21 protein-coding genes, 1 pseudogene and 1 riboswitch are annotated in these 25,599 nt (G+C 72.3%); of the genes and pseudogenes, 8 read left to right on the forward strand and 14 right to left on the reverse strand.

The annotated features are described in order from the left end of the window. Nucleotides 1-21: 21 nt before the first annotated feature. Nucleotides 22-1,446 (forward strand): MFS transporter, encoded by a 1,425-nt coding sequence (locus WFH25_RS08535; protein WP_336697406.1) that lies wholly within the window; start codon nt 22-24, stop codon nt 1,444-1,446. Here the strand turns inward: WFH25_RS08535 and WFH25_RS08540 are convergent. The 6 genes and pseudogenes from WFH25_RS08540 to WFH25_RS08560 form a co-directional block, all read right to left on the reverse strand. After that, entirely contained in the window at nt 1,394-1,969 is a 576-nt protein-coding gene (locus WFH25_RS08540) for an ATP-binding protein (RefSeq protein ID WP_336697407.1), read from the reverse strand. The genes WFH25_RS08535 and WFH25_RS08540 overlap by 53 nt on opposite strands. Then, nucleotides 1,962-2,783, reverse strand: a complete 822-nt coding sequence (locus WFH25_RS08545) for an energy-coupling factor transporter transmembrane component T family protein (RefSeq protein ID WP_336697408.1) — start codon at nt 2,781-2,783, stop codon at nt 1,962-1,964. Before WFH25_RS08545 ends, WFH25_RS08540 begins: the two co-directional genes overlap by 8 nt. Further along, nucleotides 2,780-3,982: an ATP-binding cassette domain-containing protein gene (locus tag WFH25_RS08550; RefSeq protein ID WP_442892406.1), complete on the reverse strand. Its 1,203-nt coding sequence runs from the start codon at nt 3,980-3,982 to the stop codon at nt 2,780-2,782. Before WFH25_RS08550 ends, WFH25_RS08545 begins: the two co-directional genes overlap by 4 nt. 21 nt (nt 3,983-4,003) lie before the next feature. Beyond that, nucleotides 4,004-4,387: pseudogene (locus WFH25_RS19365) on the reverse strand (ABC transporter ATP-binding protein); the annotation flags it as partial. Between the two features lie 83 nt (nt 4,388-4,470). After that, nucleotides 4,471-5,112, reverse strand: coding sequence for an ECF transporter S component (locus tag WFH25_RS08555; protein WP_070416623.1), 642 nt, complete (start codon nt 5,110-5,112; stop codon nt 4,471-4,473). Then, a riboswitch (TPP riboswitch) is annotated at nt 5,109-5,218 on the reverse strand. Its footprint overlaps the gene before it by 4 nt. Nucleotides 5,219-5,319: 101 nt before the next feature. Beyond that, a complete protein-coding gene (locus tag WFH25_RS08560; RefSeq protein ID WP_070416624.1) occupies nt 5,320-5,643 on the reverse strand; it encodes a hypothetical protein in 324 nt (107 codons plus the stop codon). A gap of 129 nt (nt 5,644-5,772) precedes the next feature. Between WFH25_RS08560 and glgX the strand changes: the two genes are divergently transcribed. From glgX to treZ, 3 genes are read left to right on the forward strand one after another with little or no spacing between them, the layout of a single operon-like run. Next, nucleotides 5,773-8,010: a glycogen debranching protein GlgX gene (glgX, locus tag WFH25_RS08565; RefSeq protein WP_336697410.1), complete on the forward strand. Its 2,238-nt coding sequence runs from the start codon at nt 5,773-5,775 to the stop codon at nt 8,008-8,010. Further along, the gene (treY, locus tag WFH25_RS08570) at nt 8,007-10,469 is read left to right on the forward strand and encodes a malto-oligosyltrehalose synthase (RefSeq protein WP_336697411.1); all 2,463 of its coding nucleotides are present in this window, start codon (nt 8,007-8,009) and stop codon (nt 10,467-10,469) included. Before glgX ends, treY begins: the two co-directional genes overlap by 4 nt. After that, nucleotides 10,466-12,220, forward strand: a complete 1,755-nt coding sequence (treZ, locus tag WFH25_RS08575; RefSeq protein ID WP_336697412.1) for a malto-oligosyltrehalose trehalohydrolase — start codon at nt 10,466-10,468, stop codon at nt 12,218-12,220. Before treY ends, treZ begins: the two co-directional genes overlap by 4 nt. A gap of 350 nt (nt 12,221-12,570) precedes the next feature. On the opposite strand, the gene WFH25_RS08580 is transcribed toward treZ, so the two are convergent. The 8 genes from WFH25_RS08580 to WFH25_RS08615 all read right to left on the reverse strand — a co-directional run bounded on the left by WFH25_RS08580 (nt 12,571) and on the right by WFH25_RS08615 (nt 21,585). Then, a complete protein-coding gene (locus WFH25_RS08580; protein ID WP_071295927.1) occupies nt 12,571-13,365 on the reverse strand; it encodes a polyprenol monophosphomannose synthase in 795 nt (264 codons plus the stop codon). A gap of 45 nt (nt 13,366-13,410) precedes the next feature. Continuing rightward, nucleotides 13,411-14,040: a class F sortase gene (locus WFH25_RS08585; RefSeq protein WP_336697413.1), complete on the reverse strand. Its 630-nt coding sequence runs from the start codon at nt 14,038-14,040 to the stop codon at nt 13,411-13,413. A 149-nt stretch (nt 14,041-14,189) separates the two neighbouring features. Beyond that, nucleotides 14,190-15,341: a glycosyl hydrolase family 8 gene (locus WFH25_RS08590; protein WP_336697414.1), complete on the reverse strand. Its 1,152-nt coding sequence runs from the start codon at nt 15,339-15,341 to the stop codon at nt 14,190-14,192. A 93-nt stretch (nt 15,342-15,434) separates the two neighbouring features. Continuing rightward, the gene (locus WFH25_RS08595; RefSeq protein WP_083295008.1) at nt 15,435-16,256 is read right to left on the reverse strand and encodes a DUF4397 domain-containing protein; all 822 of its coding nucleotides are present in this window, start codon (nt 16,254-16,256) and stop codon (nt 15,435-15,437) included. Between the two features lie 53 nt (nt 16,257-16,309). Then, on the reverse strand, nt 16,310-18,304 hold the full coding sequence (locus tag WFH25_RS08600; protein ID WP_336697415.1) for an ArnT family glycosyltransferase: 1,995 nt from the start codon (nt 18,302-18,304) through the stop codon (nt 16,310-16,312). After that, complete coding sequence (locus WFH25_RS08605; protein WP_336697416.1) at nt 18,301-19,803, reverse strand: glycosyltransferase family 2 protein; 1,503 nt, start codon at nt 19,801-19,803, stop codon at nt 18,301-18,303. Before WFH25_RS08605 ends, WFH25_RS08600 begins: the two co-directional genes overlap by 4 nt. Further along, nucleotides 19,800-20,297 (reverse strand): GtrA family protein, encoded by a 498-nt coding sequence (locus tag WFH25_RS08610; RefSeq protein WP_071295941.1) that lies wholly within the window; start codon nt 20,295-20,297, stop codon nt 19,800-19,802. The genes WFH25_RS08605 and WFH25_RS08610 overlap by 4 nt, the downstream gene beginning before the upstream one ends. Before the next feature lie 283 nt (nt 20,298-20,580). After that, nucleotides 20,581-21,585 carry an aldo/keto reductase family protein gene (locus WFH25_RS08615; RefSeq protein ID WP_336697417.1) on the reverse strand — a complete coding sequence of 335 codons (1,005 nt, stop codon included), beginning with the start codon at nt 21,583-21,585 and terminating at the stop codon, nt 20,581-20,583. A gap of 105 nt (nt 21,586-21,690) precedes the next feature. Between WFH25_RS08615 and WFH25_RS08620 the strand changes: the two genes are divergently transcribed. The 4 genes from WFH25_RS08620 to WFH25_RS08635 all read left to right on the forward strand — a co-directional run bounded on the left by WFH25_RS08620 (nt 21,691) and on the right by WFH25_RS08635 (nt 25,575). After that, nucleotides 21,691-22,584 (forward strand): hypothetical protein, encoded by an 894-nt coding sequence (locus tag WFH25_RS08620; protein ID WP_336697418.1) that lies wholly within the window; start codon nt 21,691-21,693, stop codon nt 22,582-22,584. Between the two features lie 129 nt (nt 22,585-22,713). Then, nucleotides 22,714-23,274, forward strand: a complete 561-nt coding sequence (locus tag WFH25_RS08625) for a YceI family protein (protein WP_336697419.1) — start codon at nt 22,714-22,716, stop codon at nt 23,272-23,274. 649 nt (nt 23,275-23,923) lie between these two features. Continuing rightward, nucleotides 23,924-24,490: a TIGR03086 family metal-binding protein gene (locus WFH25_RS08630; protein ID WP_070416636.1), complete on the forward strand. Its 567-nt coding sequence runs from the start codon at nt 23,924-23,926 to the stop codon at nt 24,488-24,490. Nucleotides 24,491-24,648: 158 nt separating this feature from the next. Then, nucleotides 24,649-25,575, forward strand: coding sequence for an aldo/keto reductase (locus WFH25_RS08635; RefSeq protein ID WP_336697502.1), 927 nt, complete (start codon nt 24,649-24,651; stop codon nt 25,573-25,575). The last annotated feature ends 24 nt before the right edge of the window (nt 25,576-25,599 follow it).

The raw sequence follows: 25,599 nt of genomic DNA on the forward strand, positions 1-25,599 counted from the left end.
GACGCGACCATGCTCCTGAGGGTGCCGAACTCGACCACCGCAGCCGCGCCTCCAGTCCGTTCCACCCCACCGTCGACCACCGCGACCCGCCGTCGCGTCGCCCTGGCGTCCTTCGTCGGGACGACCGTGGAGTACTACGACTTCTACCTGTACGCGACCGCGTCCGCGCTCGTGTTCGCGCCCACGTTCTTCCCCTCCGTGACCCCCGCGGTCGGCGTCATCGCGTCGTTCGCGACCTACGGTGTCGGGTTCGTCGCCCGCCCGCTCGGCGGGATCATCGCCGGCCACCTCGGTGACCGGATCGGGCGGAAGAAGCTGCTCGTCGCGTCGCTCGTGCTGATGGGGATCGCGTCGACGCTGATCGGGGTCATCCCCTCGGCCGCGACCATCGGCGTCGGTGCCGTCGTCGCGCTCGTGGTCCTGCGGCTGCTGCAGGGTGTCGCGGCCGGGGCCGAGTGGGGCGGCTCGGCGCTGCTGTCCGTCGAGCACGCACCCGAGCGGCACCGCGGACTGTTCGGGGCGTTCACGCAGATGGGGTCGGCGGGCGGCATGCTCCTCGCGACCGGTGTCTTCACGCTGGTCCGGGGGTTGCTCGGCACCGAGGCGTTCCTGGCGTGGGGCTGGCGGCTGCCGTTCCTGTTCTCGGCGGTGATCGTGGCCGTCGGGCTCGTCATCCGGCTCGGCGTGCAGGACGCGCCGGTCTTCCAGGAGCTGCGCGCCTCCGGGAACGTCGAGCGGTTCCCGGTGTGGCAGGCGATCCGGCGGCACCCGCGGGCGATCCTCGTCACCGCGGGGCTGCGGCTCGTGCAGCCGGCGCTGTACTCGATCCTCACGACCTACTCGCTGACGTACCTCGGGTCGGTGCGGGGGCCGTCCGGCGCTTCGGCCGGGCTCCAGGCCGTGCTGGTCATCTCCGCGGTGTCGCTCGTGTCGACGCCGTTCTGGGGCTGGCTGTCCGACCGGGTCGGCCGCCGGGTGCTGACGATCTGGTCGGCGGTGGGGATCGCGGTGCTCATCTGGCCGTTCTTCGCGTTCCTCGACGCGGGGCCGCTCGTGCTGCTGCCGCTCGTGGCGCTGATCGGGATGTGCGTGTTCCACGACAGCATCTACGGGCCCCAGGCGGCGTGGTTCGCGGAGCAGTTCCCGACCGGTCGGCGCTACTCGGGGATGTCGCTCGGGTACCAGATCGGGTCGATCTTCTCGGTGGGGCTCACGCCGTTGCTCGCGGCCGTGTTCGTCGAGCTCGGTGGGGGCTCGCCGTGGATCCTGTGCGGGTACCTCGGGGTGTACGCGGTGCTCTCGATCGTCGCGGCGGTCTTCGCGGTGGACCCGGTGGCGGCGGCCCGGCGGGGTGCGCGGGGAGCGGCGGGTCGGGCGCCGGCCGCGGAGCGCCCTACGTCCGCAGCACCACGTCCGCCAGCTCCGCCGGCCGCTCGGCAGCGATGAACGCCACCTCCTGCGCCGCCCACCGGTCCCACTCCCGCGCGAAGGACTCGCCGTCACGCCCGATCGCCCGCTCCCACCGGGTGTCGTCGTCGGCCTCGAGCCACACCCGCAACGACGCGAGCGGCGCCGAGCCCCGGGACAGCGCACCGCACCCCTCGACCACGATCGGCCGCCCGGGGTCGACGGCGACCCACCCCGCCGGGCGCGAGGTCGCCCAGTCCCACCGTCGGTAGCCGGAGCGTTCCCCGAGGACGTCGGTCACCACGGCCTCCGCGGCGGCCCGCAACCCGTCCCATCCCGGGTAGACGTCGTCGAGGTGGACGACCTGCGCGCCGAGCCGGTCCGCCAGGGAATCGCCGAGCGTCGTCTTGCCCGTGCCCGACCTGCCGTCGACGAGCACGACGAGTCGCGTTCCGGAGGCGGCCGCGACCCCGGCGGCCGCGGCGGCGAGGCCCTCGACGAGCGAGTCCCCGGGACCGACCGTGCCGTCCGCGCCACCCACGTCGGATTCCGCCTCAGGCACGCCACGTCCCCGCGCCCACGGCCACCGCGATCGACACGACACCGATCCCGACGAGCACGCCGACCATCGCCCACTCCGGCCCCGCGAACCGCACACTCCGCGCCCACGTCCGCCGCCCGGGAGCGCCGAACCCCCGCGACTCCATCGCCACCGCCAGGGTCGTCGCCCGCCGCAGCGCCAGCACGAGCAGCGCGAACGCCATCGACGCGCCACGACGCAGCCGTCCGGTGTCCGCGACGCCGCGGGCCCGACGAGCCATGCCGAGCTGTCGCCAGTCGTCCCCGAGGAGCGTCATCATCCGGATCGCCGCGAGCGCCCCGAGCACGAACCGTGCCGGCAGCCGCAGGAACTGCGCGAGCCCGTCCGCGAGGTCGGTCGGGTCCACCCGCACGAACAACGCCACCGCCGGCAGCCCGATCGCCAGGACACGGAGCGCCGTCGCCAGCGCGAGTGCGAGCGACCCGTCGGTGACGTGCGCGAACCCGAGGTCGAACCAGGACCGACCGGACGGCCGCCCGTACAACGCGATGCTCAGCGCGGTCAGCGGCACCGCGACCAGGACCGGCGAGGTCCGCAGCAGCAGGGTGCGGGGCGGGATCCGCAGGAGCGGCAGGAGCAGGAGTTCGAGACCGAGCGCGACCGCCGCGGACACGACGTCGAGGCTGAGCACCAGGCACACGCCGAGCGCGAGGACGCCCAGCAGCGAGGCCACCGGCTGGACGCCGCGGACGCCGCGTGCACGCGTGGTGCCGTCGGGTGGTCCAGGAGGCGCGGCTCGTCCGGGCAGACCGGCCGCGGCCTGGTGCGCGGTCACGGTTGCACCTCCGTGGCCGGGTCGCGCAGGTCGGCGGCCGGCCCGACGGCGGTCGCCCCCGTCGCCCCTGTCGCCCTCGTCGTCCCTGTCGCCCCGAGCACGATCTCGTCCGCGTCGAGCGCGCGGACGAGGTCCTGGTCGTGCGTCACGGCGACGATCGCCGTGCCGGAGTCGGCGAGTTCGCCGAGCCGGTCCACCACGGCCTGCCAGGTCGCCCGGTCCTGACCGGAGGTCGGCTCGTCGAGCACGACGACGGGCGGCCGGGAGGCGATGACCGTCCCGATCGCCAACCGCCGCTGCTCACCGCCGGACAGCGTGAAGGGGTTGGCGTCGGCGAGGTGCGCGAGGCCGAACGCGTCGAGGAGCTCGTCGACCCGGGCATCGACGTCCGCCGCTCCGAGGGCGCGGGGGCCGACGGCCAGCTCCTCGCGCACGGTGCGGGCGACGAACTGGTGCTCGGGGTCCTGGAAGACCGTGCCGATCCGACCGGCCAGCTGCCTGCTCGTCCACGCGGCGGGGGCGTCACCGATGCCGTCGGCGAGTGCCGTGCCCGCGCGGAGCGACCCCGCGGCGGGGTGCAGGAGCCCGGCGAGCGTGAGGCCGAGCGTCGACTTGCCGATGCCGTTCGGCCCGGTGACCGCGAGGACCCGTCCGGCCCGGACGTCGAGGTCGATCCCGCTCCCGACCGGCTGCCGCCTTCCCCTGGCGGTCCCGAGCCCCCGCGCCGCGAGCAGCACCGGGTCCCGATCGCCGAGCGGGCTGATTCCGTCCGGTCCCCCGTTGTCGGCCCCGTGCATTCCGCCCACTCGCGGTCCCGCGTCGCCGAGCGGGCGGATTCCGTCCGGTCCCCCGCCCGCAACCCCGCGCATTTCGCCCACTCGCGGAGACGTGCGGGTACCCCGACGCGCGGAACCCTGTTCGGGCTCGGACCCCGGCACCCACACGCCCGCCGCGGTCAACGCCGGACCGTGTTCGGCGAGCACGTCCGCAGGCGCACCGTCCGCGACGACACCCCCGGCCGGCTCCAGCAGCACGAGTCGGTCGACCAGGTCCAGCCAGGTCCCGATGCGGTGCTCGACGACGAGCAGTGAACACCCGGTCTCGTCGAGCAGCGCCCGCACGGCGTCGTGCACCTGCACCACCCCGGAGGGGTCGAGGTTCGCGCAGGGCTCGTCGAGCACGAGGACACCCGGGCGCATGGCGAGCACGCCCGCGAGCGCCAACCGCTGCCGCTGCCCGCCGGAGAGCATCGTGGTGGACCGGTCGAGCGGCAGGTCGAGCCCGACGACGTCGAGGGCCGACCGGACGCGCTGCCAGATCTCGTCCCGCGGGACGCCGGCGTTCTCGCAGCCGAACGCCACGTCGTCGCCGACGCGGGACATCACCGTGTGCGCCTCGGGGTCCTGCATGACGAGGCCGACGCGCCCGCGGACCGCGCGCGGTTCCGCACCGTCGACGAGGACCGAACCCTGGACGGAGGCCGCGGTGTCGTCGGTGGCGTCCGGCTCGTCCGGGAGCACGCCCGCGACCGCCCGCAACAGCGTCGACTTACCGGCGCCCGAGGGGCCGACGATCGCGACCCGCTCCCCCGGCTCGACGGTCAGGTCGACGCCCCGGACGGCCCAGGCGTCACGTTCCGCGTACCGCCAGCCCCAGTCGGAGAAGGTGACCCGCGCGGCTGCCACGGTCACGCGACGGTGCGAGGACCGCGTCTGGAGTGCTCACGGCCAGCCGCGAACGACGACAGGACGCCGGTCGCGGCGAGCGCTCGGACGAGGAACCACGAGCCGACGCCCGCGATCAGCGCACCGGAGACGATCGCCGAGACGACGTAGACGACCTTGAAGGCCAGGTCGAGTCCGGGGTACCAGAGCACCGTGTCGTTCAGCCCGAGCGCCAGCCCGGCCGCGGCACCGGCGAGCACGACCACCGGCAGGCGGTACACGCGGTACAGGAAGAGCGCGAGCACCAGCTCGGCGCCGAGGCCCTGCACGAGGCCGGCCTCGAGCGTCAGCCAGCCCCACTGCGTGCCGAGGAGGGCCTCGACCGAGGCGGCCACCATCTCGGCGTAGAGGGCCGCTCCGGGCTTCCGGACGATGATCGCGACGACGGGCCCGGCGAGCAGCCACACCCCGCCGAAGAGCGCCTGCGTGCCGGGGAGCACGAGCGCGGCGACGGCGCTGATCGGCTCGTAGCCGAACTCCCAGAGCTTGAAGACGACACCGATCGCGACGGCGAGCACGCTCGCCACGACGATGTCGACGACCCGCCAGCGCAGCGAGCGCCTGACGGGGGTGGACGGAACAGCAGTGTGCGTGCTCGTGGACATGGCCCTGGACTCCTCCCTGCGCCGGCATGATCCGGATCAGGTTCGACGGTCGGAGCGCCACTCGCTCCCTCTCAGCCCGGCGATCCCGGACTCCCGTGTGTGTCCCGCCATTGTAGACGTGGTCGCGACCCGGTGACGGATCGCGACCACGGGACGTCCTGGAGGCGCGGGGCGGGCCCGCACCGCGCCTCCAGGTCCGTCAGTGGGTCACTTCTTCAGGACGCGGACCAGCTTGCGCAGGACGGTCCCGGTCACCCAGATGACCGGGACGCTCACCGCGAGGAGGGAGATCAGGTTCGGCTCGAACTCGAGGTCCTTGCCGGGGCGTCGGACGTAGGCGCCGATCGGGATGGAGACGGCACCGCCGCCTCCGCCACCGTTGTCGTCGCCGTCCCCGCCCCCACCGAAGCCGAACCAGCCGAGGGACACCGGGATGAGGGTCTGGTCGCCGACCTCGACCGGCTCCCCGTAGTTCGTGGACACGCCGACGGGGCGTACCTTCTCTGCGATCTGCGTGACGATGTTGGCCATGCGCGCGACGCTACTCGCCCGTTCCTCCACAGGCAGAGCTGCCCGCGCATCCGTCCACGGCCGGAGCTTGTCTGCGGACGCGGTCGGCTCCCGCCGATATGTTGGCGGGACCCACACCTGGAGGACCGTTTGCACACCTGGCCCGGCAACCCGTACCCGCTCGGGGCGACCTACGACGGGAGCGGCACGAACTTCGCCCTCTTCAGCGAGGTCGCCGAACGCGTGGAACTCTGTCTCTTCGACGACGACGGGAACGAACAGCGCATCGACCTCGTCGAGGTCGATGCGTACGTCTGGCACGCCTACCTCCCGAACGTCGGCCCCGGGCAGCAGTACGGCTTCCGGGTGCACGGCGAGTACGCCCCCGAGAAGGGGCTCCGCGCCAACGCGAACAAGCTGCTCCTCGACCCGTACGCCAAGGCGACCAGCGGCGACATCGACTGGGACCAGGCACTCTTCTCGTACACGTTCGGCGACCCGGACTCGACCGACGACCAGGACTCGGCGCCCCACATGATGAAGGGCGTCGTCATCAACCCGTTCTTCGACTGGCAGGGCGACCGGGCTCCTCGGATCCCCTACGGCGAGACGGTGATCTACGAGGCACACGTCAAGGGCCTCACCGAGACGCACCCCGACGTGCCCGAGGAACAGCGCGGGACGTACGCGGGGGTCGCGCACCCGGCCGTGATCGCGCACCTGCAGCGGCTCGGCGTCACCACGCTCGAACTCATGCCCGTGCACCAGTTCGTCAACGACTCGACCCTGCAGGACAAGGGGCTGTCGAACTACTGGGGCTACAACACGATCGGGTTCTTCGCGCCGCACTCGCACTACTCGTCCTCGGGCGACCACGGACAGCAGGTGCAGGAGTTCAAGGCGATGGTCCGCGAACTGCACCGTGCCGGCATCGAGGTCGTCCTCGACGTGGTGTACAACCACACGGCCGAGGGGAACCACCTCGGCCCGACGCTGTCCTTCCGCGGGATCGACAACGCCGCCTACTACCGCCTCGTCGAGGACGACAAGCGGTACTACATGGACACCACGGGCACGGGCAACTCGCTCAACGTCGGGCACCCGCACTCGCTGCAGCTCATCATGGACTCGCTGCGGTACTGGGTCACCGAGATGCACGTGGACGGCTTCCGCTTCGACCTCGCGGCCGCCCTGGCGCGTGAGTTCTACGAGGTGGACCGGCTGGCGGCGTTCTTCGAACTGGTCCAGCAGGACCCGATCGTGTCCCAGGTGAAGCTCATCGCCGAGCCGTGGGACGTCGGCCCCGGTGGCTACCAGGTCGGTAACTTCCCGCCGCAGTGGTCCGAGTGGAACGGCAAGTACCGCGACACCGTCCGCGACTTCTGGCGGGGAGAGCCCTCCACCCTCGGCGAGTTCGCGTCGCGGATCTCCGGCTCGGCCGACCTCTACGAGCACGACGGCCGCACGCCGAAGGCGAGCATCAACTTCATCACGGCGCACGACGGCTTCACGCTGTACGACCTCGTCGCCTACAACGAGAAGCACAACGAGGCCAACGGCGAGGACAACAACGACGGCGAGAGCCACAACCGGTCGTGGAACTCCGGCGCCGAGGGCCCGACCGACGACGAGTCGATCACCGCCCTGCGGCTGCAGCGCCGACGGAACTTCCTCGCGACGCTGCTGCTCAGCCAGGGTGTCCCGATGATCGCCCACGGTGACGAGCTCGGGCGCACGCAGTCCGGCAACAACAACGTGTACGCCCAGGACTCCGCGCTGAGCTGGATCGACTGGGACGCCGCCGACGACGACCTCATCCAGTTCACGGCCGACGTCGTGAAGCTCCGGCACGACCACCCGACGTTCCGCCGCACGCGGTACTTCAACGGGCGTCCGGTCCGCCGCGGGCAGGACGAGCCGCTGCCGGACGTCGTGTGGCTCACGCCCTCCGGCGACGCCATGGAACCCGAGGACTGGGACTCCGGCTTCGGCAAGAGCGTCGGCATGTACCTGAACGGCAACGGGATCCGCGGGCGCGACTCCCGCGGCGAGCGTGTCACCGACGTCGCCTTCATCACGTACTTCAACGCGCACGACGACACCGTGACGTTCACACTGCCCCCCGAGGAGTACTCGCCGGGCTGGACGGTGCGGATCGACACCGCCGAACCGGGTGCGCGTGACGAGGTCCTCGACGCCGGCACGCCGCTCGACGTTCCGGCACGCTCGATGATCGTGCTCCGGGCCGAGCCCGACCACGAGGTCACGGTGACCCCGGTGGACACCGACTCGTCACGACCGGCCACGGCGGCACCGCAGGACGCCGTCACACCGGTGAACCCCGCCGGCGCCACGGCTCCCTCCGCCACGAGCGGCGGCCAGCAGTGACCGCCCGGCGCGTCCCGACCTCGACGTACCGGCTGCAGGTCACGCCGGACTTCGACCTGTCGGCCGCACGCGACGTCGTCGACTACGTGCGCGACCTCGGCGCGGACTGGCTCTACCTCTCCCCGGTGCTGCAGGCCGAGCCCGGGTCCCAGCACGGCTACGACGTCGTCGACCACGGCCACGTCGACACCGAGCGGGGCGGTGACGACGCGCTCCGTGCGCTCGCCGACGCCGCGCACGCCGTGGGACTCGGAGTCCTGGTGGACGTCGTGCCGAACCACGTCGGTGTGGCCACGCCCGAGGTGAACCCGTGGTGGTGGTCCCTGCTCGAGCACGGCCAGGGGTCCCCCGTGGCCTGGGCCTTCGACGTCGACTGGGACGCCGGGGACGGCAAGCTCCGCGTCCCGGTGCTCGACGATCGGCTGCTCGACGCGGTCGACCTGCGCGACGGCAAGCTGTACCTGGGCGACACGGCCTACCCGACCGCTGCGGGCACGGTGCACGACGGCGACTCGGTGGCCGACGTCCACGCCCGGCAGCACTACGAGTTCGTGCACTGGAAGCGGGCCGACCACGAGCTGAACTACCGGCGGTTCTTCGCGGTGAACACGCTCGCGGCGATCCGGGTCGAGGAACCCGAGGTCTTCGCGGCCTCCCACGGCACGATCGGCGCGTGGTTCCGCGACGGCCTCGTCGACGGACTCCGCATCGACCACCCCGACGGGCTGTACGACCCCGCCGGCTACCTGCAGGACCTCGCGGCGCTCACCGACGGCGCCTACACGCTCGTCGAGAAGATCCTCGAGCCGGGCGAGGAACTCCCCGCGAGCTGGCCGGTCGACGGCACCACCGGCTACGACGCCCTCGGCGTGCTCGACCGGGTGTTCGTCGACCCCGCCGGCGAGGACTCGCTGACCGCGGCGTCCGGGGCCGAACCGACCGACTGGCAGCAGCTGACGCACGACACCCGTCGCGGCATCGCGGACGGCATCCTCGGCAGCGAGGTCGAGCGGCTCGCGCGGCTGCTCGGCCCCGGCACCGGCAGCGCCGCGTCCGCACCGCTCCCCCACGAGCGGATCGTCGACGCGGTCGCCGAGATCGTCGCCTCGTTCGACGTGTACCGGACGTACCTGCCCGAGGGCGCGCACCACCTCATCGACGCCCTCGAAGGTGCGGCCTCGGCGCGGCCGGACCTCGACGACGTCATCGACAGGATCGCCCCGGCGCTGGTCGTCCCCGCGAACGCCGCCGCGATCCGCCTCCAGCAGACGAGCGGCATGGTGATGGCGAAGGGCGTCGAGGACACCGCGTTCTACCGGACCTCCCGCCTGACGTCCCTGAGCGAGGTCGGCGGCGACCCGAGCGTGTTCTCGGTGTCGGTCCGTGCCTTCCACCAGGCGCAGCGCGACCGGCTCGGCAGCTGGCCGCACACGATGACGACCCTCACGACGCACGACACCAAGCGCAGCGAGGACACCCGCGCGCGCATCGCCGTGCTCGCCGAGCTCGGGCACGAGTGGGCGTCGACGCTCGAACGCCTGCAGTCCCTCGCCCCGCTCGAGGACGCCGTGCTGGCCGACCTGCTCTGGCAGGCGATCGTCGGCGCGCGCCCGGCCAGCCGGGAACGCCTGCACGCCTACGCCGAGAAGGCCTCGCGCGAAGCCGGCGACAGCACCACGTGGACGGCTCCGGACGAGGACTTCGAACGGCGCATGCACGCGCTCGTCGACGCCGCGTTCGACGACCCGGCCGTGGTCGCCGTGCTCGATGCGCTCGACGAACGGATCGACGCCGCCGGGTGGTCGAACGGGCTCGGACAGAAGCTCGTGCAGCTCACCGCGCCCGGGGTGCCGGACGTCTACCAGGGCACCGAGTTCTGGGACCGCTCGCTCGTCGACCCGGACAACCGTCGCCCGGTGGACTACACCGAGCGTCGGCACGTCCTGGCCGAACTCGACGGCCCGGACGACGACGGCCCCGAACGGCTCCCCGACGTCGGGCTCGACGGTGCGGCGAAGCTCCTGGTGACGAGTCGTGCGCTCCGTGTGCGGCGCGACCACCCGGAGCTCTTCACCCGGTACCTCGCGCTCGAGGCGACCGGCAGCGCGGCGGACCACGTGATCGCGTTCGACCGTGGGGGCGCGGTCACGATCGCGACGCGCCTGCCGATCGGGCTCGAGCGGGTCGGCGGATGGGGCGACACCCTCGTGCACGCCGTGCCCCAGGACCGCGTGGACCTGCTCACCGGCCGCAGCGTGCCGGCCGGCCGGGGCATCGCCCTCGCCGAACTGCTCACCGACTACCCCGTCGCGCTGCTCGTGCCGGCGCACGTGGCCGAGGCGACGGACCACGGCACGGAGACCCCCGCCGACAGCGGGGCGCCCGCCGACAGCGGCTCCGGCTCTGCCGGTGAGTCCGACGCGCAGGCCGAGATCGACATCCTGGAGGGTCACGCATGACCGCACCCGACCGCTACGCCGTCTGGGCGCCGACACCGGAGCGCGTGCGCCTCGTGGTCGACGGCACCGAGTACCCGCTGACCCGCGGCACCGACGACTGGTGGACGACCGACGCGATCGTCCCCGTCGTCGGAGCCCGCTACGGCTTCCGCGTCGGCGACGACGACGCGGTGCGGCCCGATCCGCGCAGCCGCTTCCAGCCCGAGGGGGTGCACGGCCCGTCCGAGGTCGTCGACCCCGCACGGTTCTCGTGGACGGACGACGCGTGGACCGGGCGTCCGGCACGCGGCGGCGTGATCTACGAGATGCACGTCGGCACCTACACGCCCGAGGGCACGCTCGACGCCGCGGCCGCGAAGCTCGACCACCTCGTCGAGCTCGGCGTGGAGTTCGTCGAGCTCCTGCCCGTCAACGCGGTGAACGGCGAGTGGAACTGGGGCTACGACGGCGTCGGCTGGTTCGCGGTGCACGCTCCCTACGGCGGCCCGGACGCGTACGACCGCTTCGTCGACCGTGCCCACGCACTCGGCCTCGGGGTCATCCAGGACGTCGTGTACAACCACCTCGGGCCGAGCGGCAACTACCTGCCGCTGTACGGGCCGTACCTGCTGCAGGGGCTCGGCAACACCTGGGGCGACTCGGTGAACGTCGAACACCCCGAGGTCCGTCGGTACGTGCTCGACAACGTCCGGATGTGGTTCCGCGACCACCACGTCGACGGGCTCCGGCTCGACGCCGTGCACGCCCTGCGGGACACCACCCGCCCGCACGTGCTGCAGGCGATGGCCTCCGAGACGGACGCGTACTCCGCCTTCGTCGGGCGGCCGCTCTCGCTCATCGCGGAGTCCGACCTCAACGACCCGATCATGTTCCGCCCGCAGGAGGCCTCGGGCTACGGCCTTCCGGGGCAGTGGTCGGACGACTTCCACCACGCGGTCCACGTCGCGCTGACGGGTGAGACGAACGGCTACTACGCCGACTTCGCACCGCTCTCCGCGCTGGCGAAGGTGCTCGAGCACGGGTTCTTCCACGACGGCACGTGGTCGTCGTTCCGGGGGAAGCGGCACGGGCGACCGATCGACCGCGGGACCTCGCCGACGACGGCCCTCGTCGTCGCGAACCAGAACCACGACCAGATCGGCAACCGTGCCGCGGGCGACCGTCTCGCGGCGACCGTGAGCGACGAGGGTCTCGTGATCGCCGCGGCCCTGACGCTGCTCGGCCCGTTCACGCCGATGCTCTTCATGGGCGAGGAGTTCGCCGCCTCGACCCCGTGGCAGTTCTTCACGTCGCACCCCGAACCGGAGCTCGGCAAGGCCACGGCCGAGGGTCGCATCAAGGAGTTCGCCGAGCACGGCTGGGACGAGTCCGCCGTGCCGGACCCACAGGACCCGACGACGTTCACGAACTCGAAGCTCCAGTGGTCGGACGTCGATTCCGAGCGGGGTGCGGCGATCCTCCGGGCCTACCGCGTGCTCGTCGCCCTGCGGCGGACCGACCAGGCCTTCGTCGACCAGCGGTACGAGGCGAACGCCGTGCGCTGCAGCGAGGACCGGCGCTGGCTCGTGCTCACGCGCGGGTTGCTCGGCCCGGACGCCCGGCCGGTGCACGTCGTGGTGAACTTCCTCGACGACGCGGCCGAGGTGCCCGTCCCCGGCGCCACCGGCGAGGAGCTCTACCGTTTCGGCGAGGCCGACGTCGCGACGGACTGCGTCCGCTTCACCGGGCGGGGTGTCGTCGTCCTGCGCTGACCAGCGCGAAGCTGGTCAGCCCGAAGCCGACCAGCGCGAACCGAACGGCCCGTGGTGACTCCGCCGCGGGCCGTTCGTCTGCCCGCCCGCGCTCCTCGCCGGGCCCGCCTCGCCCCTCGCCGGGCGCCCCCGCGAAAGCGACAGGCAACCGCCGTCGTCGTCCGGGAACCGGTCGCTGTGCCGCCACGGACGGCGGACGGATCCGCACGGAGTCGCTTTCGCGCCCCGCGGACGCGCCCCGCGGACGCGACGCGACCGCGACCGCGACCCCGCACGCCCCGCGACCACGGACGGACCGGAGGCGCGGGGCCAGCCGCCACCGCGCCTCCGGGAAGCCCGTCAGCAGCCCGTCAGGCCGCGTGGTCGGCGACCGCGTGCGCGTTCGCCCGCACCGACGGGAGTCGGCGGTGGTCCTTGACGAGGGACCGGGCCTCACGGATGCGACGGTCGATGCCCCACTTCGTGACGAGGGTGAGGCTCTCGCGGACGATGTTGCCGCTCATCTTCGAGACGCCGAACTCCCGCTCGGTGAACGTGATCGGGGTCTCGACGACGCGCAGGCCGGCCTCGAGCGCGCGCCAGCAGAGGTCCACCTGGAAGCAGTAGCCCTTCGAGGCCACGCCGGCGAGGTCGATGCGCTCGAACGCCCGCGAGGTGAACACCCGGAACCCGCCGGTCGCGTCACGCACGGCGATGCCGAGGGCGAGGCGCGTGTAGAGGTTGCCGCCGCGGGAGAGGAGTTCGCGGTACCAGGGCCAGTTCTCCACGGCGCCGCCCTTGATCCAGCGCGAGCCGAGGACGAGGTCGTTCGTGTCGGCGAGCTCGATCATCCAGGGCAGGTACTCGGGGTGGTGGGAGCCGTCCGCGTCCATCTCGACGAGCTTGTCGTACCCGTGCTCGAGGCCCCAGGCGAACCCGGCGAGGTACGCACCGCCGAGGCCGTCCTTCACGGTGCGGTGCATCACGTGCACCCGGTCGGTCTCGCGCGCGATCTGGTCGGCGATGTCGCCGGTGCCGTCCGGGGAGTTGTCGTCCACGACGAGCACGTGCACGTCGGCGTCGGTGGCCGCCAGGGTGCGCTCGACGATGGGGCGGACGTTCTCCGCCTCGTCGTAGGTCGGGATGATGACCAGTGTCGTACTCATGGTGCTCCTTGCGCTTGACATCGAAGATATCGGCCGGTCGCTGCGTCAGTCCGACGAGCGGTCTGCGAACACGATCAGATTGTCCGTGTAATGACCTGTGGCCGTGTCGAACGTGCCGTCACACGTGATGAGGCGCAGCTGGGGTGTGGGGGCGGTGCCGTAGACGTCGCTCGTGGGGAACGCCGACTTCGCCGCCCGTTCGGACCGGTCCACCGTGAAGGTGCGGGTGGAGCCGTCGGACATGGCGACGTGGACCTCGTCACCGGGGACCAGTTCGTCGAGCCGGAAGAAGACGGCTGCGGCGGTGGGGCTGTCGACGTGCCCGGCGATGACGGCGGGGCCGACCTCACCCGGGACGATGCCGTCGCTGAACCACCCGGCGCTGTCCCAGTCCTTCGGCGGGTCGAGTTCGCCGGCGGCGCCGCGGTGGAGGTCCTCGAGCGACGAGGACACCCCGATGGCGGGGATGGTCACACGGACCGGGGTGGCGTCGGACCGGGCGGCGGGGGCTGCCGGGTCCTGGAAGCCGTCGGTCGCGCTCCCGGCCGCGGGTGCCGCAGTGCCCGACGATCCGGCGGTCGGCGCGGCCGACCCGGCCACCGTCGGTCCCCCGGTCCCGTTGGTGGCCGCGACCGCGACGCCGGTGACCCCGCCCACCACGAGCACCCCGGCCACGACGGCCCCGACGAGAACGCCGCGCCGCCGCGATCCGCGCGCGCCGAGTCTCGGCTCGCCGGACACACCGCGGCCTCCGGCAGCGCGAACTCGTCCGCCCCGCCGAGTCTCGGGCGCGTCCCCGCGCGCACCGGCCCGCCGCCGCCCGCTCACGAGGCACCCCCGGCCCGCGTCGCGCACCCGCCGAGCACGTCGGACGTGAGCATCGTCGCGCCGAGCGCTGCCCACGCGTCCCCGTAGTACGTCGGCGTCGTCGCAGCCGTCCGGTCCGCCCGGCGCAGGTCCGTCGCCGCCGCTGCCGACTGCCCGGATGCCTGCTCCGCCGCGGCCCGCGCCACGTACGCCAGCGCGTTCGTGTCGCCCGTCACGGCCGTGCCGCCGAGGTCGAGCTGTGCCGCCAACTGCGTCTGCCGCCGGAGCGTCGGCGCGATCGACCCGGCCAGGGACCGGTCCTGCGCGGCGCAGGCCTCGGCGTACCGGAGCGGCAGCCGCATCGCGTCGTACCCGTACAGCACCCGGTCGTCCCCGCCGGTCGCGGGCATCGGGTCGACCGTGCCGTCGGCGTGCACCTGGGACCAGTCACTCGGCAGGTCGGACCCGGCGAGCACGGCCCGCGTGACCGCTCGCGACCCGGAGCCGAGCGCCTCCCACCGGTCGTCGCCGGTCGCCTTCGCCAGGACGTCGTACGCCGCCGGCGACGCGTACGAGGCGTCGTACCGGTACGGCTCGGAGTCGGCCCACGGCCCGGGCAGCAGGATCGTCCCGAGCTCGGTCGTGGCGGTCTCGTGCTCGAGGATCGCGGACGCCATGGTCTTCCCCGCCGTGGTGTACCGGGGCTCGTCCCACGAGGACCCGGCGAGCACGAGTGCCCTGGCGGCGTCGAGGTCGGCGTCGCTCGCGGATTGCCCGTCGGCGATGCCGTCGTCCGGCGTCCACCGCCACGCGAGCAGGTGGTCGTCGGTGAGCAGGTGCCGCTTCGTCCACGTCCAGATCTCGCCGAAGCGCCGGCGGTCGCCGTTCGCGTAGGCGATCAGGAGCCCGTAGGCCTGCCCCTCGCTGACGGTGTCGCCGCCCTGGTCGGTGCGGACGACGCGGCCGTCCTGCACGTACCGGTCGAGGAAGTCCGTCCGCAGCTGCTCCGGCGAGCGCGCTGCGTCCGGCGCCGCCGAGGACGTCGGGGTCGACGCCCCTCCGGCCTCCGGCTGCGGGGCGCCCCACGGGCGCACCGCGACGAGCGCGATGCCGAGCGCGACGAGCACCGCGGCTGCGGCGGTCACGGGGATCCAGGTCCTGCGGGTCATGCGGCCTGCCTTCCTGACTGGGTGCGGTGTGGGACGGGAGGCGCGGATCACGCGGGCGGATCCGCTGGGGTGATCCGCGCCTCCGGTCCGGCGTCAGCGGAACAGCGAGCGGAGCGTCGCGATCAGCTCGTGGGTGGCCTGCTCGACCGGGTCGGCGGCCGCGCCGCCACCGCCGGTCTGCACCCCGCCGGACGGCGTGGACGCCGTGGCTGCCGCGTCCGTGACGGGCACGACCGTGAGGTCGCCCTTGCTGTCGTCGAGCACGAACAGCGTCGAGACGGTGTTGCCCGCGAGGTCGACCTTCGCCGTGCCCCGCTGCCCGCTGCCGGAGACGTCGAGCGTCCACTTGCCGGCGTCGACGGTGGCGTACTTCGTGGCGGTGCCGAAGGCGGCGTCCTCGGCGACGGCGGTCCCCTCGGAGGTGCTCACGTCGACCGACTTCGCGGTGGTCGCGGCCTGCACGAGCCGGAGCTTCGCCTTGCCGTCGCCGGGCTGCTGGAGGTCGTCGGTGAACGCGGTCGTCTTGAGCCCCGAGTTCTTGCCGTAGGCGACGACGGTGCTCGCGTCGCCCTTGTCGACCGTGACGTCGGTGGAGATCACCGGGGTCGAGTCGGGGGCGTCGGCGGCGCGCATCGACAGGACGTAGGTGCCGACCGGGAGCTCCTGGTACGGGCTGACCTGGCCGTAGGTGACGTCGTCGAGCTCGAAGACCGTCTTGCCGCCGGCCAGGCTCGACAGCTCGACGTCGACGCCCTTCGTGTCCGGGGAGAGGTGGCCGACGCGGAGCCAGCCCTGGTCGCTCGAGGTGGCGGCGGGTGTGGCGGCGGTCGCTGCTTGCGGCGCGAGGCCGACGGCTGCAGCGACGAGGCTCGTGGCGAGGGCGCCGACGAGGAGGGTGCGACGAGGTGCGGGCATGGTGGTGCTCCTTCTGGTCGTGGTTCGGGTCTGGTGCGTGGGTGCGGCGGCGCTCACGAGGCGCTCGTCGCGGTCGTGGTCGGGTCGGCGGGGGTGTAGACGACGGTCAGGCGCGACCCGTCCCGCTCGACCGAGTCGGGTCGGAACCCGCTGGCCATGGCGTCGAGGGTGGCCTCGACGCGGGACGCCTCGGCGTTCCCCGGGGCATGCAGGACGACCCGGCGGAAGGGCTGCCCGGTCTCGCCGGACACCGGCGTGAACCGGTCGACCTCGACGAACCCGTCGGCGAGGACCTGCCCGAGCGCGATCATCGCCCGCGAGTCGACCTGCCCGGCGCGGAACTGCGACTTGGTGCCCTCGTCGGCGAAGAGCGCCGGGTTCGAGGCGAGCTCGGTCCCCATCGTCTTCCGGAGGTCGGTCGCGCGGGTGATGGCGGCCTCGGCGGCCGTCGACCCCTCGGCGTGGATGCGTCGGACGTCGACCCGCTGGTTGCCGGTGCCGAACGCGGCGACGGTCGTCGAGTTCTCGATCGCCTGGCGGATGTCCGACGACGAGTTGCCGCCGGTGCGCATGGAGTCCGTCGTGACGACGTAGTCCGAGTCCTTCCAGCCGTTCGGCGACTGGCGTTCGACCGCAGCGTCGGTGTCGAGCTTGTAGTACCAGATGACGTTGTTCCGGGCGAAGCCGTCCTGCACGAGGTCGACCCACATGGCGTCGTCCACGAGCAGCCGCGAGGACTTCGGGACGTTGTCACCGACCCACTGCTCGGCCTGCTGCATCGGCAGGTCGAGGTTGCCGAGCACGAACCCGCGCAGCTGCGTCCCCCAGAGCGGGAGTGCGACGAGGAGTGCCGCGGACGTCACGACCGCCCACGTGGTGCCGAGGCCCCGGCGGACGACGGCCCGCGCATCGGTCCCCGAGGTCCCGCGCAAGCGGCCGAGCACGGCGAGGACGGCACGTTCGGCGGTGTAGGCGACGAGGAGCGCGGCGAACGGGATGAGCATGATCACGTACGGCACGGGCAGGTACCCGTTCGGGCGGAACATCATGAGCAGCAGGAACACGAGCATCGCCGCGATCGGGCGTACCCGGCGGAGGAACAGCCCGACGAACGCTGCGGCCGAGCCGAGCACGATGAACACTGGGTCGAGTGCCCACCACTGCGCGGCGGCCTCGTTCGCGAGGCTCCCCGCGTCGAACACCGATCCGCTGGCCGCCCGGGAACCGAGCTGGTAGGTGATGCCCTCGAAGAGGCTGACCCGGCCGGTGCCGGGCAGGAGCTCGCCCTTCACCGCGGCGAGCAGCAGGTAGCCGCCACCGATCACGGCGAGCACGGCCCCGGCGACGCTGAGCGTGTACCGGCGGGTGCTCCGGTCGGCCCGGCGCACCGCGATCCAGATGAGGAACGGCAGGGCGAGCAGGTACGTCTCCTTCGAGAGCACCGCGATGCCGAGGCACGCAGCGGCACCCGCGAAGCCGGCGAGCTGCTGGCGACGGCTGAGCACGAGGACGAACGCGGCGAGGAGCCACGGCGTCGCGACGTTGTCGATGTAGACCGTGCGGTGGTACTGCAGGGCCAGGGGCGACAGGGCGAACACGAGGCCCGCGACCGCCGCGGTGGCACGGCCGGCACCGAGTCGGCGGGCGAGGACGAACAGCAGGATGCTCGACACGGCGGCGAAGAACACCATCGCCTCGCGCCCGGCCTCGACGGCGAACGGGTAGCGCGCGAACGCCCCGGTCAGCGAGGTGTACCCGGCGATCTGGATCCAGCCCAGCGGCGGGTGGTCGTACCAGTACGTGTAGTGGGTGATCTCGCCGAGGTGCGTGATCGCCCACGCCTGGGCGGTGTACGTTCCCTCGTCGTCGATCCGCTGCGGCGTGCCGGACATGTTCCACGACTGCACGACGACGGTCACGGCGAGGACGGGGAGGAGCCAGCCGAGGCTCGCGGCGTGCCGGCGGAACCAGGCGCCGACGCCGGAGCGCTGGCGGGCGACGGCGCCCCGGATCGGGATGCCGGTGGTGTCGGTGATGCTGGCGGTCATCGGGTCCCTCCGGTGGTCGACGCGACGAGTTCACGGTCGTCCGAGCGGTCGTCCGCCAGGTCGGTGGTCACGGCGTTCGCGAAGCCGACGACCTCGGCCGACTGCCCGGCCGTGCGGTGCTGCCCGGTGTGCTCGGTCTTCTCCCACCCGTTCTGCCCCTTGGCGTGCCGGACCACGGCCCGGACCGCCGCTGCGGCGAGGAAGATCTGGTACGGCACGAGGCCGAGCACGAGCTTCACGTAGTCGCGGATCCGGACCTTCTCCTTGTAGAGCCGACCGAACTCGTTGAGGCCGACGACCTCGACGGCGAGCAGCATGAGCGTCGGGGCGACGGGCACGAACGACACGAGGGCGATCGCCGTCGGCACCTTGACGAACAGGATCATCAGGACGCTGAGCGGGATGAGCAGCCCGGTGGCCGCCTGGATGAACGGCATCGTCAGCATGTAGCGGGCGAAGAACCGCTGGCGGAACGACGGGAGCTTCTTCCACTCCCCCTTGCCGAGCACCTGCAGGAAGCCCTGGTTCCACCGGGTCCGCTGCTTGAGCAGGGAGGCGAAGGTGGGCGGGGTCTCCTCGCGGGTGACGGCCTCGGGGCTGTAGGCGACGACGACCTTGGCACCGTCGGCGGAGAGCCGGACGCCGAGCTCGCAGTCCTCGGCGAGGCAGTGCGCGTCCCAGCCGTTCGACCAGTCCAGGCGTTCCTTCGTCACGAAGACGGTGTTGCCGCCGAGCGGGATGAACTTCGACCCGGCGTGGAAGTGCAGGCGCGAGCGGAACCAGAAGTAGTACTCGAGCACGTTCCGGAGCGACCACCAGCTCGACTTGAAGTTCATCAGCTGCACGCCGCCCTGCACGACGTCGGCGTCGGTCTCCTGGAAGCGCGAGTCGACCAGGGAGAGCAGCCGCGGGTAGACCTCGTCCTCGGCGTCGAACACGCCGACGATGTCGCCCGTCGCGTACTGGAGCGCGAGGTTCATCGCCTTCGGCTTGTTCTTCGGCGCGGTGTCGTCGACGACCACCTTGATGAGTTCGGGGTGCCGGGCCGCGGCGGCACGCACGACGGCGTCCGTCTCGGGGTCGTCCTCGCCGACGATCGCGATGATCTCGAAGTCCGGGTGGTCCTGCTTCGCGAGCATGTCGAGCGTCTCCCCCATGACGTCCTGCTCGTGGCGGCCGGGGACCAGCAGCGTGAACCGGTGCGCCGCCGGGCGCGGGGTCTGGCTGAAGCTCGTCGACTTGAGCGCGTCGCGCGAGCGCCAGGCGTGCAGCATCCACCACAGCGTGGTGAGCGCGATGATCGTGAGCAGCACGGAGATCGCGATGAGGGCCGAGTACCCGACCCACTCGCCGACCGACCAGGCGGCCTGCGGGAGCTGCCCCGAGCCTCCTGTCGGGACGTCGGTCGTGCCGCGGTTCGGGACGCTCGACGGAGCCGTCCCCTCGTTCGGCTGGAGCAGCGGCCCTGCGGCCGTCCACAGCGTGGCGGAGATGGTCATTCGGCGAGCTCCTTCGCGTGAGCGTCGGTGGAACGGAAGACGAGGGCCTTGTACGCGGCGAACCGGAACGCGGTGCCGAGCACGAGACCCACCCCGTTGCCGGCGACGTTGTCGGCGAGGGTGGAGGTGAAACCGAGGACGTAGTGCGAGACGAAGAGGCACGCGGCGGCGATGCCGAGGCCGATGAGGTTGGTGACCGCGAACAGGAGGCCCTCCCGGAGGGTCTCGCGGCGGCCGGTCTGCCGCTCGGCCCGGAACGTGATGAACCGGTTGCCGATCCAGGCGACGGCCGTGGACACGACGGCGGAGACGATCTTCGCGGCGATGGGCCCGTCGGGCATCACGGTCGCGCGGAGGAGGTTGTAGACGCCGAGGTCGATGACGAAGCAGACGGCGCCGATGCTGCCGAAGGAGACGAGTTGCCGCGCGAGCACCACCAGGCGCGCGACGGCCGCGCGCGGAGGGACGGGTACCGCGCCGGTTGCGGATGGCACCACAACGGGGGTATCGGTTCGGGTCATGCCCCCGATTCGGGGGGCTTCTCGGAGTGGTTTGGGTGGGGTACAGACTTACGGATGGTTCTGCCAGTTTCGCGACACCCGCTGTTCACATGCGGGTCGCGGTGGACGCGCCCCCACGACGGACTGGAGGCGGGGGGGGGCCCGGGGCCCCCCCCCCCCCGCGCGCGGGGGGGGGGGGGCGACGCGGGGGGGGCGCCCGGGGGGCGGGGGGGGGCCCCGGGGGCACCGCGCCTCCAGGTCGGAAGGGTGGTCGCGTCTACGCGGGGCGCGACGCCGGGCTGACGGTCTTCGACGCGTCGCGCTCCGGGATGTCCCCCAGGGCTGCGTCGATCGCCGCGAGGGCGTCGGCGTCCAGGCGCACGCCCGCGGCCTTGACGTTGTCGGTGACCTGCTCCGGACGGGACGCGCCGACGATCGCACTCGCGACGTTCTCGTTCTGGAGCGTCCACGCGATGGCGAGCTGCGCCAGGGTCAGGCCGGCCTGGTCGGCGACGGGCTGGAGGCGCTGGACGGCCTCGAGGACCTCGTCGCGCATGAACCGCTTGATCATGTCGGCGCCGCCCTTCTCGTCGGTGGCGCGGGAGCCCTCGGGGAGGGGCTGACCGGGCTTGTACTTGCCGGTGAGCACGCCCTGGGCGATCGGCGACCAGACGATCTGGCTGAGGCCGAGCTGCTTCGACGCGGGGACGACCTCGCCCTCGATGACCCGCCACAGCATCGAGTACTGCGGCTGGTTCGAGATGAGCTGGAAGCCGAGCTCCTTCGCGAGCGCGGCACCGGCGCGGATCTGCTCGGCGTTCCACTCGCTGACGCCGATGTACAGCGCCTTGCCCTGGCGGACGACGTCGGCGAAGGCCTGCATCGTCTCCTCGAGGGGGGTCTCGTGGTCGTACCGGTGCGCCTGGTAGAGGTCGACGTAATCGGTCTGGAGGCGCTCGAGCGACCCGTCGATCGACTCCATGATGTGCTTGCGGCTGAGGCCGACGTCGTTGTGCCCCTTCGGCCCGGTCGGCCAGTAGACCTTCGTGAAGATCTCCAGCGACTGACGGCGCTCGGCCTTCAGTGCTTCGCCGAGGACGGTCTCGGCGGCGGTGTTGGCGTACGTGTCCGCGGTGTCGAACGTGGTGATGCCGGCGTCGAGCGCTGCCCGCACGCACTGGGCGGCGACGTCGTTCTCGACCTGCGAGCCGTGCGTCAGCCAGTTGCCGTAGGTGATCTCGGAGATCTTGAGTCCGGAGTTGCCCAGGTACCTGAATTCCATGCTCCCGACGCTAGCGGGCTTCCCCGCGCCGTGAGGGGCCGTGCGAGTACCTGGGTGCGGGGGGCGCGCTGCGCGGGCTGGCGGCTGGGCGGCCGGCCGTTCCGCGTGCGCGAAGCCCTGCACCGCGGCGTCAGCGCCGGCCGGCTCCGATCACGAGCGTTCCTCCGCCCGTTCCACGGCATCCGCGCCTGGACCCGTCCGCAGACGCACGACGAGCGCGCACGAGCGGTGCAGCCGCGCCTGCGCCCGGACCAGGCGTTCAGCCACACGACCGCCGCAGCGATCCTCGGGTTCCCGCTCCCGCGCCGGCTCGAGCGCGATCCCCGCGTCCACGTGACGACGATCGGGACGGACCAGGCGCTCCGTGTCCGCGGGACGATCGGGCACCGCGCCCGCCGCGGCAGACTCCAGGTGGTCCACTCGGGCACCGCGGCGCTGACCCACCCAGCCGACACGTTCGTGGCGCTCGCGACCCTCCTGAGCCGCGACGAACTCATCGTGGTCGGCGACGCGATCATCGGCTGGCTCGGCTGGTGCGACCACGCCGAACTGGTCGCCGCAGCTCGCCGCTACCGCGGAGCGAGGGGCATCCGTCGCGTCCGAGCAGCCCTCGCCGAGATGCGCCCAGGGTCACGTTCGCCCGGCGAGACCCGGCTCCGACTCGCCCTCACGCGGCGCGGTCTGCCGCAACCCGCCCTGAACCACGACGTCGTGGTGGACGGCCGGTGGGTCGCGTGCGTCGATCTCGCCTACCCGGACGCCCGGGTCGCGATCGAGTACGAGAGCGACCTCCACCGCACCGACGATCGCACGTTCCGCAAGGACATCACGCGGGGTGAACACCTGAAGGACGCCGGCTGGTGGCTGCTGCGCGCCACCGCGGACGACGTGGGACCGGCGACCGAGGCGCTCGTGGCGCGCGTCCGTCGCCTCCTCGACGGCGTCTCGACCGGGAGGCACGACCCACGTCCGACACGCCGTCCAGCGTCACCGAGATGAACATTGGTTGACGCTTCAACCAAACACGTGCAGAATGGGCTAGCATCAACTTCGATGCAGGCGCATGGAATCGTGGTTCCGCCCGACGCCTGCTCGGGAACGCAGTCCACACGCTTCGAAGGAGTCACCATGACGCTCACCGCCTCGACCATCCCCGGCTACCAGACCGGTACCTGGAAGATCGACCCCACCCACTCCGAGGTCACGTTCTCGGTCCGCCACCTCGCGATCAGCAAGGTCAAGGGCAAGTTCGAGACCTTCGACGCCACCGTCGTCACCGCCGAGAACCCGCTCGAGTCGACCGTCGAGGCGAACATCGACGTCGCGTCGATCAACACCGGCCAGGAGCAGCGCGACCAGCACCTCAAGACGAGCGACTTCTTCCTCACCGAGGAGCACCCGCAGCTCACCTTCCGCTCGACGAGCATCGAGGCCAAGGGCGACGACCTGCACATCGCCGGCGACCTGACCCTGCGTGGCGTCACCAAGCCGGTCGTCCTCAAGGCCGAGTTCGGCGGCTTCACGACCGACGGCTACGGCCAGGTCAAGTTCGGCGCCGAGGCCACGACCAAGATCGACCGCACCGAGTTCGGCGTGAACTGGAACGCTGCGCTCGAGGCCGGTGGCTTCACGCTCGGCAACGACGTGACGATCAACCTCGACGTGCAGTTCGTCCTCCAGGCGGCCTGACACCTCGTCCCTCCTGACCCGAAGGTCATCGCGTTGCGCGTGACCTGAGGGACATCGAACCGCAGGACACTGCAGTACCCGAAGCGAACGGCCCGGCTCCTCCCCCACGGAGTCGGGCCGTTCGTCGTTGCTGGGGGGGGGCTCGGGGGCAGGCGGGCCGCAGGCAGCGGGCGGCGGGGCGCGCGTGGTCTTCTCGCTGGGACGGTCGCCGGCGCGTCCCACCGTCGAGCGGGCGAAGTACGCGCGGTTCGCGGCAAGCGCCCGCCGTCTTCCGCCCGCTCGCCACGACGGCGATGCGATCGGCTCCGTGGCGCGCGCCGGCGTCTCTGGTGGCGCGCGCCGGTGTCCCTGATGGCGCGCGCCGGCGTCCCTGGTCGCGCGCACCACACGCGCCGATCGGGCGGATTCGGCACCGATGGACGTGGCACCCCCGCACATTTCGCCCGCTCGCCCGGCGACCGCGCGCAGTAGCGTGAGACCGCAGCGTCCGCCGACCGGCACCGGGCGACCGCCGCGGGGAATCGGAACCCGAGCCGGAAGGTTGCAGGGGAACACACGGGAACCCGCCTCCGGGCCGGTCGTCGAACGCCCACCAACACGCAGCACCCCGCACCCCGCACCCGCAGGACCCACGAACAGGAGCACCACCATGGCCACCGACTGGATCGCGCTGCAGGCACTCGCGGCAGCCGAGTTCGGCCGCCGCGTCGCCGCCGTCACGGACTGGGACGCGTCGACCCCCGACTCCGAATGGACCACCCGAGACCTCGTCCGACACGTCGTCGAGGAGCAGCGGTGGATCCCGAAGCTCCTGACGGGGTGCGACTACGCCCAGGCCGAAGCGGATCTCGAAGCGGTCGGCTCCGACCTCGCGGCCGAGTGGGCGAAGTTCGCGGCCGAAGCCATCGAGGCGTGGCAGAGAACGCCCGCTGACACGCCGGTGCACCTCGCCACGGACGTCGTCCCGGCCGGGCAGTACCTCACCGAGCAGACGAGCGACATCACGATCCACACGTGGGACCTCGCGCGGGCGACCGGCAGCGACGAGACCCTGCCGGACGAACTCGTGCAGGCCGTGTGGGAGCACTTCGAGCCGCAGATCGAGGACCTCGCCGCGACCGGGCTCTACGCCGCACCGGTCGACGTCGACGAGGACGCGCCGCTGCAGGTCCGCCTCCTCGCGGTCACAGGGCGCGATGCCAGGGTGGCGGCATGACCGAAACCGCCCGCTCGGCAACCCCCGAAACCGCCCGTTCGACAAGCCCGGCAACCCCCGAAACCGCCCGCTCGGCAGCCCCCGAAACCGCCCGCCCGGCGACCCCGACCACCCGCCTCGGCGTCTCCGGCCTCCAGATCAGCTCCGTCATCCTCGGCATGATGTCCTACGGCGACCCCGACAAGGGCGCCCACGAGTGGAGCGTCGGCATCGACGAGGCCCGCCCCTTCGTCCGCCGCGCCTACGACCAGGGCATCACCACGTTCGACACCGCGAACGTCTACTCCGCGGGCAGCTCCGAGGAGATCACCGGCACCCTCCTCGAGGAACTCGCCCCGCGCGAGGAGGTCCAGGTCTTCACCAAGGTCTTCAACCGCATGCGCCCGGGCCCCAACGGCGCCGGACTCTCGCGGGCGGCGATCATGCACGAGATCGACGCCTCGCTGACCCGCCTCGGCACGGACTACGTCGACCTGTACCAGATCCACCGCTTCGACCCGCACACCCCGGTCGAGGAGACGATGGAGGCCCTCCACGACGTCGTGAAGTCGGGCAAGGCGCGCTACATCGGCGCGAGCAGCATGTGGGCGTGGCAGTTCGCCGAGATGCAGCACATAGCGGAACGGAACGGCTGGACGCGGTTCGTCAGCATGCAGGACCAGTACAACCTCCTCGAACGCGAGGAGGAGCGCGAGATGCACCCCTTCTGCGCCCACACCGGCGTCGGCGTGATCCCGTGGAGCCCGCTCGCCCGCGGCAAGCTCACCCGCCCCTGGGATGCGCAGGGGTCCGGCAGCAGGGCCGACACCGACGAGTTCGGCAAGACCCTGTACCGACAGGACGAGGACGCCAACCGCGCGATCGTCGACGCGGTGCAGCAGGTGGCCGAGGCGCACGACGCGAGCATGGCGCAGATCGCCCTCGCGTGGGTGATGCGGCAGCCCGCGGTCTCCGCCCCGATCGTCGGCGCGACGAAGGAGCACCACATCGACGACGCGGTCGCTGCGACGACGATCGAGCTCACGGACGACGAGGTCACCTGTCTCGAATCCGCGTACACACCCCGGGTGCCGTCCGGTTTCTGACGCACCCACCGGACGGACGGGAGG

The sequence above is a fragment of the Curtobacterium sp. USHLN213 genome (assembly GCF_037144815.1).
Classification (GTDB): Bacteria; Actinomycetota; Actinomycetes; order Actinomycetales; family Microbacteriaceae; genus Curtobacterium.

Excerpts from the sequence above, each read along its gene's own strand:
- WFH25_RS08560 (WP_070416624.1), bottom strand. The coding sequence starts at position 5,643 with ATGGCCAACATCGTCACGCAGATCGCAGAGAAGGTACGCCCCGTCGGC.
- WFH25_RS08595 (WP_083295008.1), bottom strand. The coding sequence starts at position 16,256 with ATGCCCGCACCTCGTCGCACCCTCCTCGTCGGCGCCCTCGCCACGAGC.
- WFH25_RS08590 (WP_336697414.1), bottom strand. The coding sequence starts at position 15,341 with ATGACCCGCAGGACCTGGATCCCCGTGACCGCCGCAGCCGCGGTGCTC.
- WFH25_RS08600 (WP_336697415.1), bottom strand. The coding sequence starts at position 18,304 with ATGACCGCCAGCATCACCGACACCACCGGCATCCCGATCCGGGGCGCC.
- treZ (WP_336697412.1), top strand. The coding sequence starts at position 10,466 with ATGACCGCACCCGACCGCTACGCCGTCTGGGCGCCGACACCGGAGCGC.
- WFH25_RS08630 (WP_070416636.1), top strand. The coding sequence starts at position 23,924 with ATGGCCACCGACTGGATCGCGCTGCAGGCACTCGCGGCAGCCGAGTTC.
- WFH25_RS08615 (WP_336697417.1), bottom strand. The coding sequence starts at position 21,585 with ATGGAATTCAGGTACCTGGGCAACTCCGGACTCAAGATCTCCGAGATC.
- WFH25_RS08550 (WP_442892406.1), bottom strand. The coding sequence starts at position 3,982 with ATGCGCCCGGGTGTCCTCGTGCTCGACGAGCCCTGCGCGAACCTCGAC.
- WFH25_RS08605 (WP_336697416.1), bottom strand. The coding sequence starts at position 19,803 with ATGACCATCTCCGCCACGCTGTGGACGGCCGCAGGGCCGCTGCTCCAG.
- WFH25_RS08635 (WP_336697502.1), top strand. The coding sequence starts at position 24,649 with ATGATGTCCTACGGCGACCCCGACAAGGGCGCCCACGAGTGGAGCGTC.
- WFH25_RS08580 (WP_071295927.1), bottom strand. The coding sequence starts at position 13,365 with ATGAGTACGACACTGGTCATCATCCCGACCTACGACGAGGCGGAGAAC.
- WFH25_RS08555 (WP_070416623.1), bottom strand. The coding sequence starts at position 5,112 with ATGTCCACGAGCACGCACACTGCTGTTCCGTCCACCCCCGTCAGGCGC.
- WFH25_RS08625 (WP_336697419.1), top strand. The coding sequence starts at position 22,714 with ATGACGCTCACCGCCTCGACCATCCCCGGCTACCAGACCGGTACCTGG.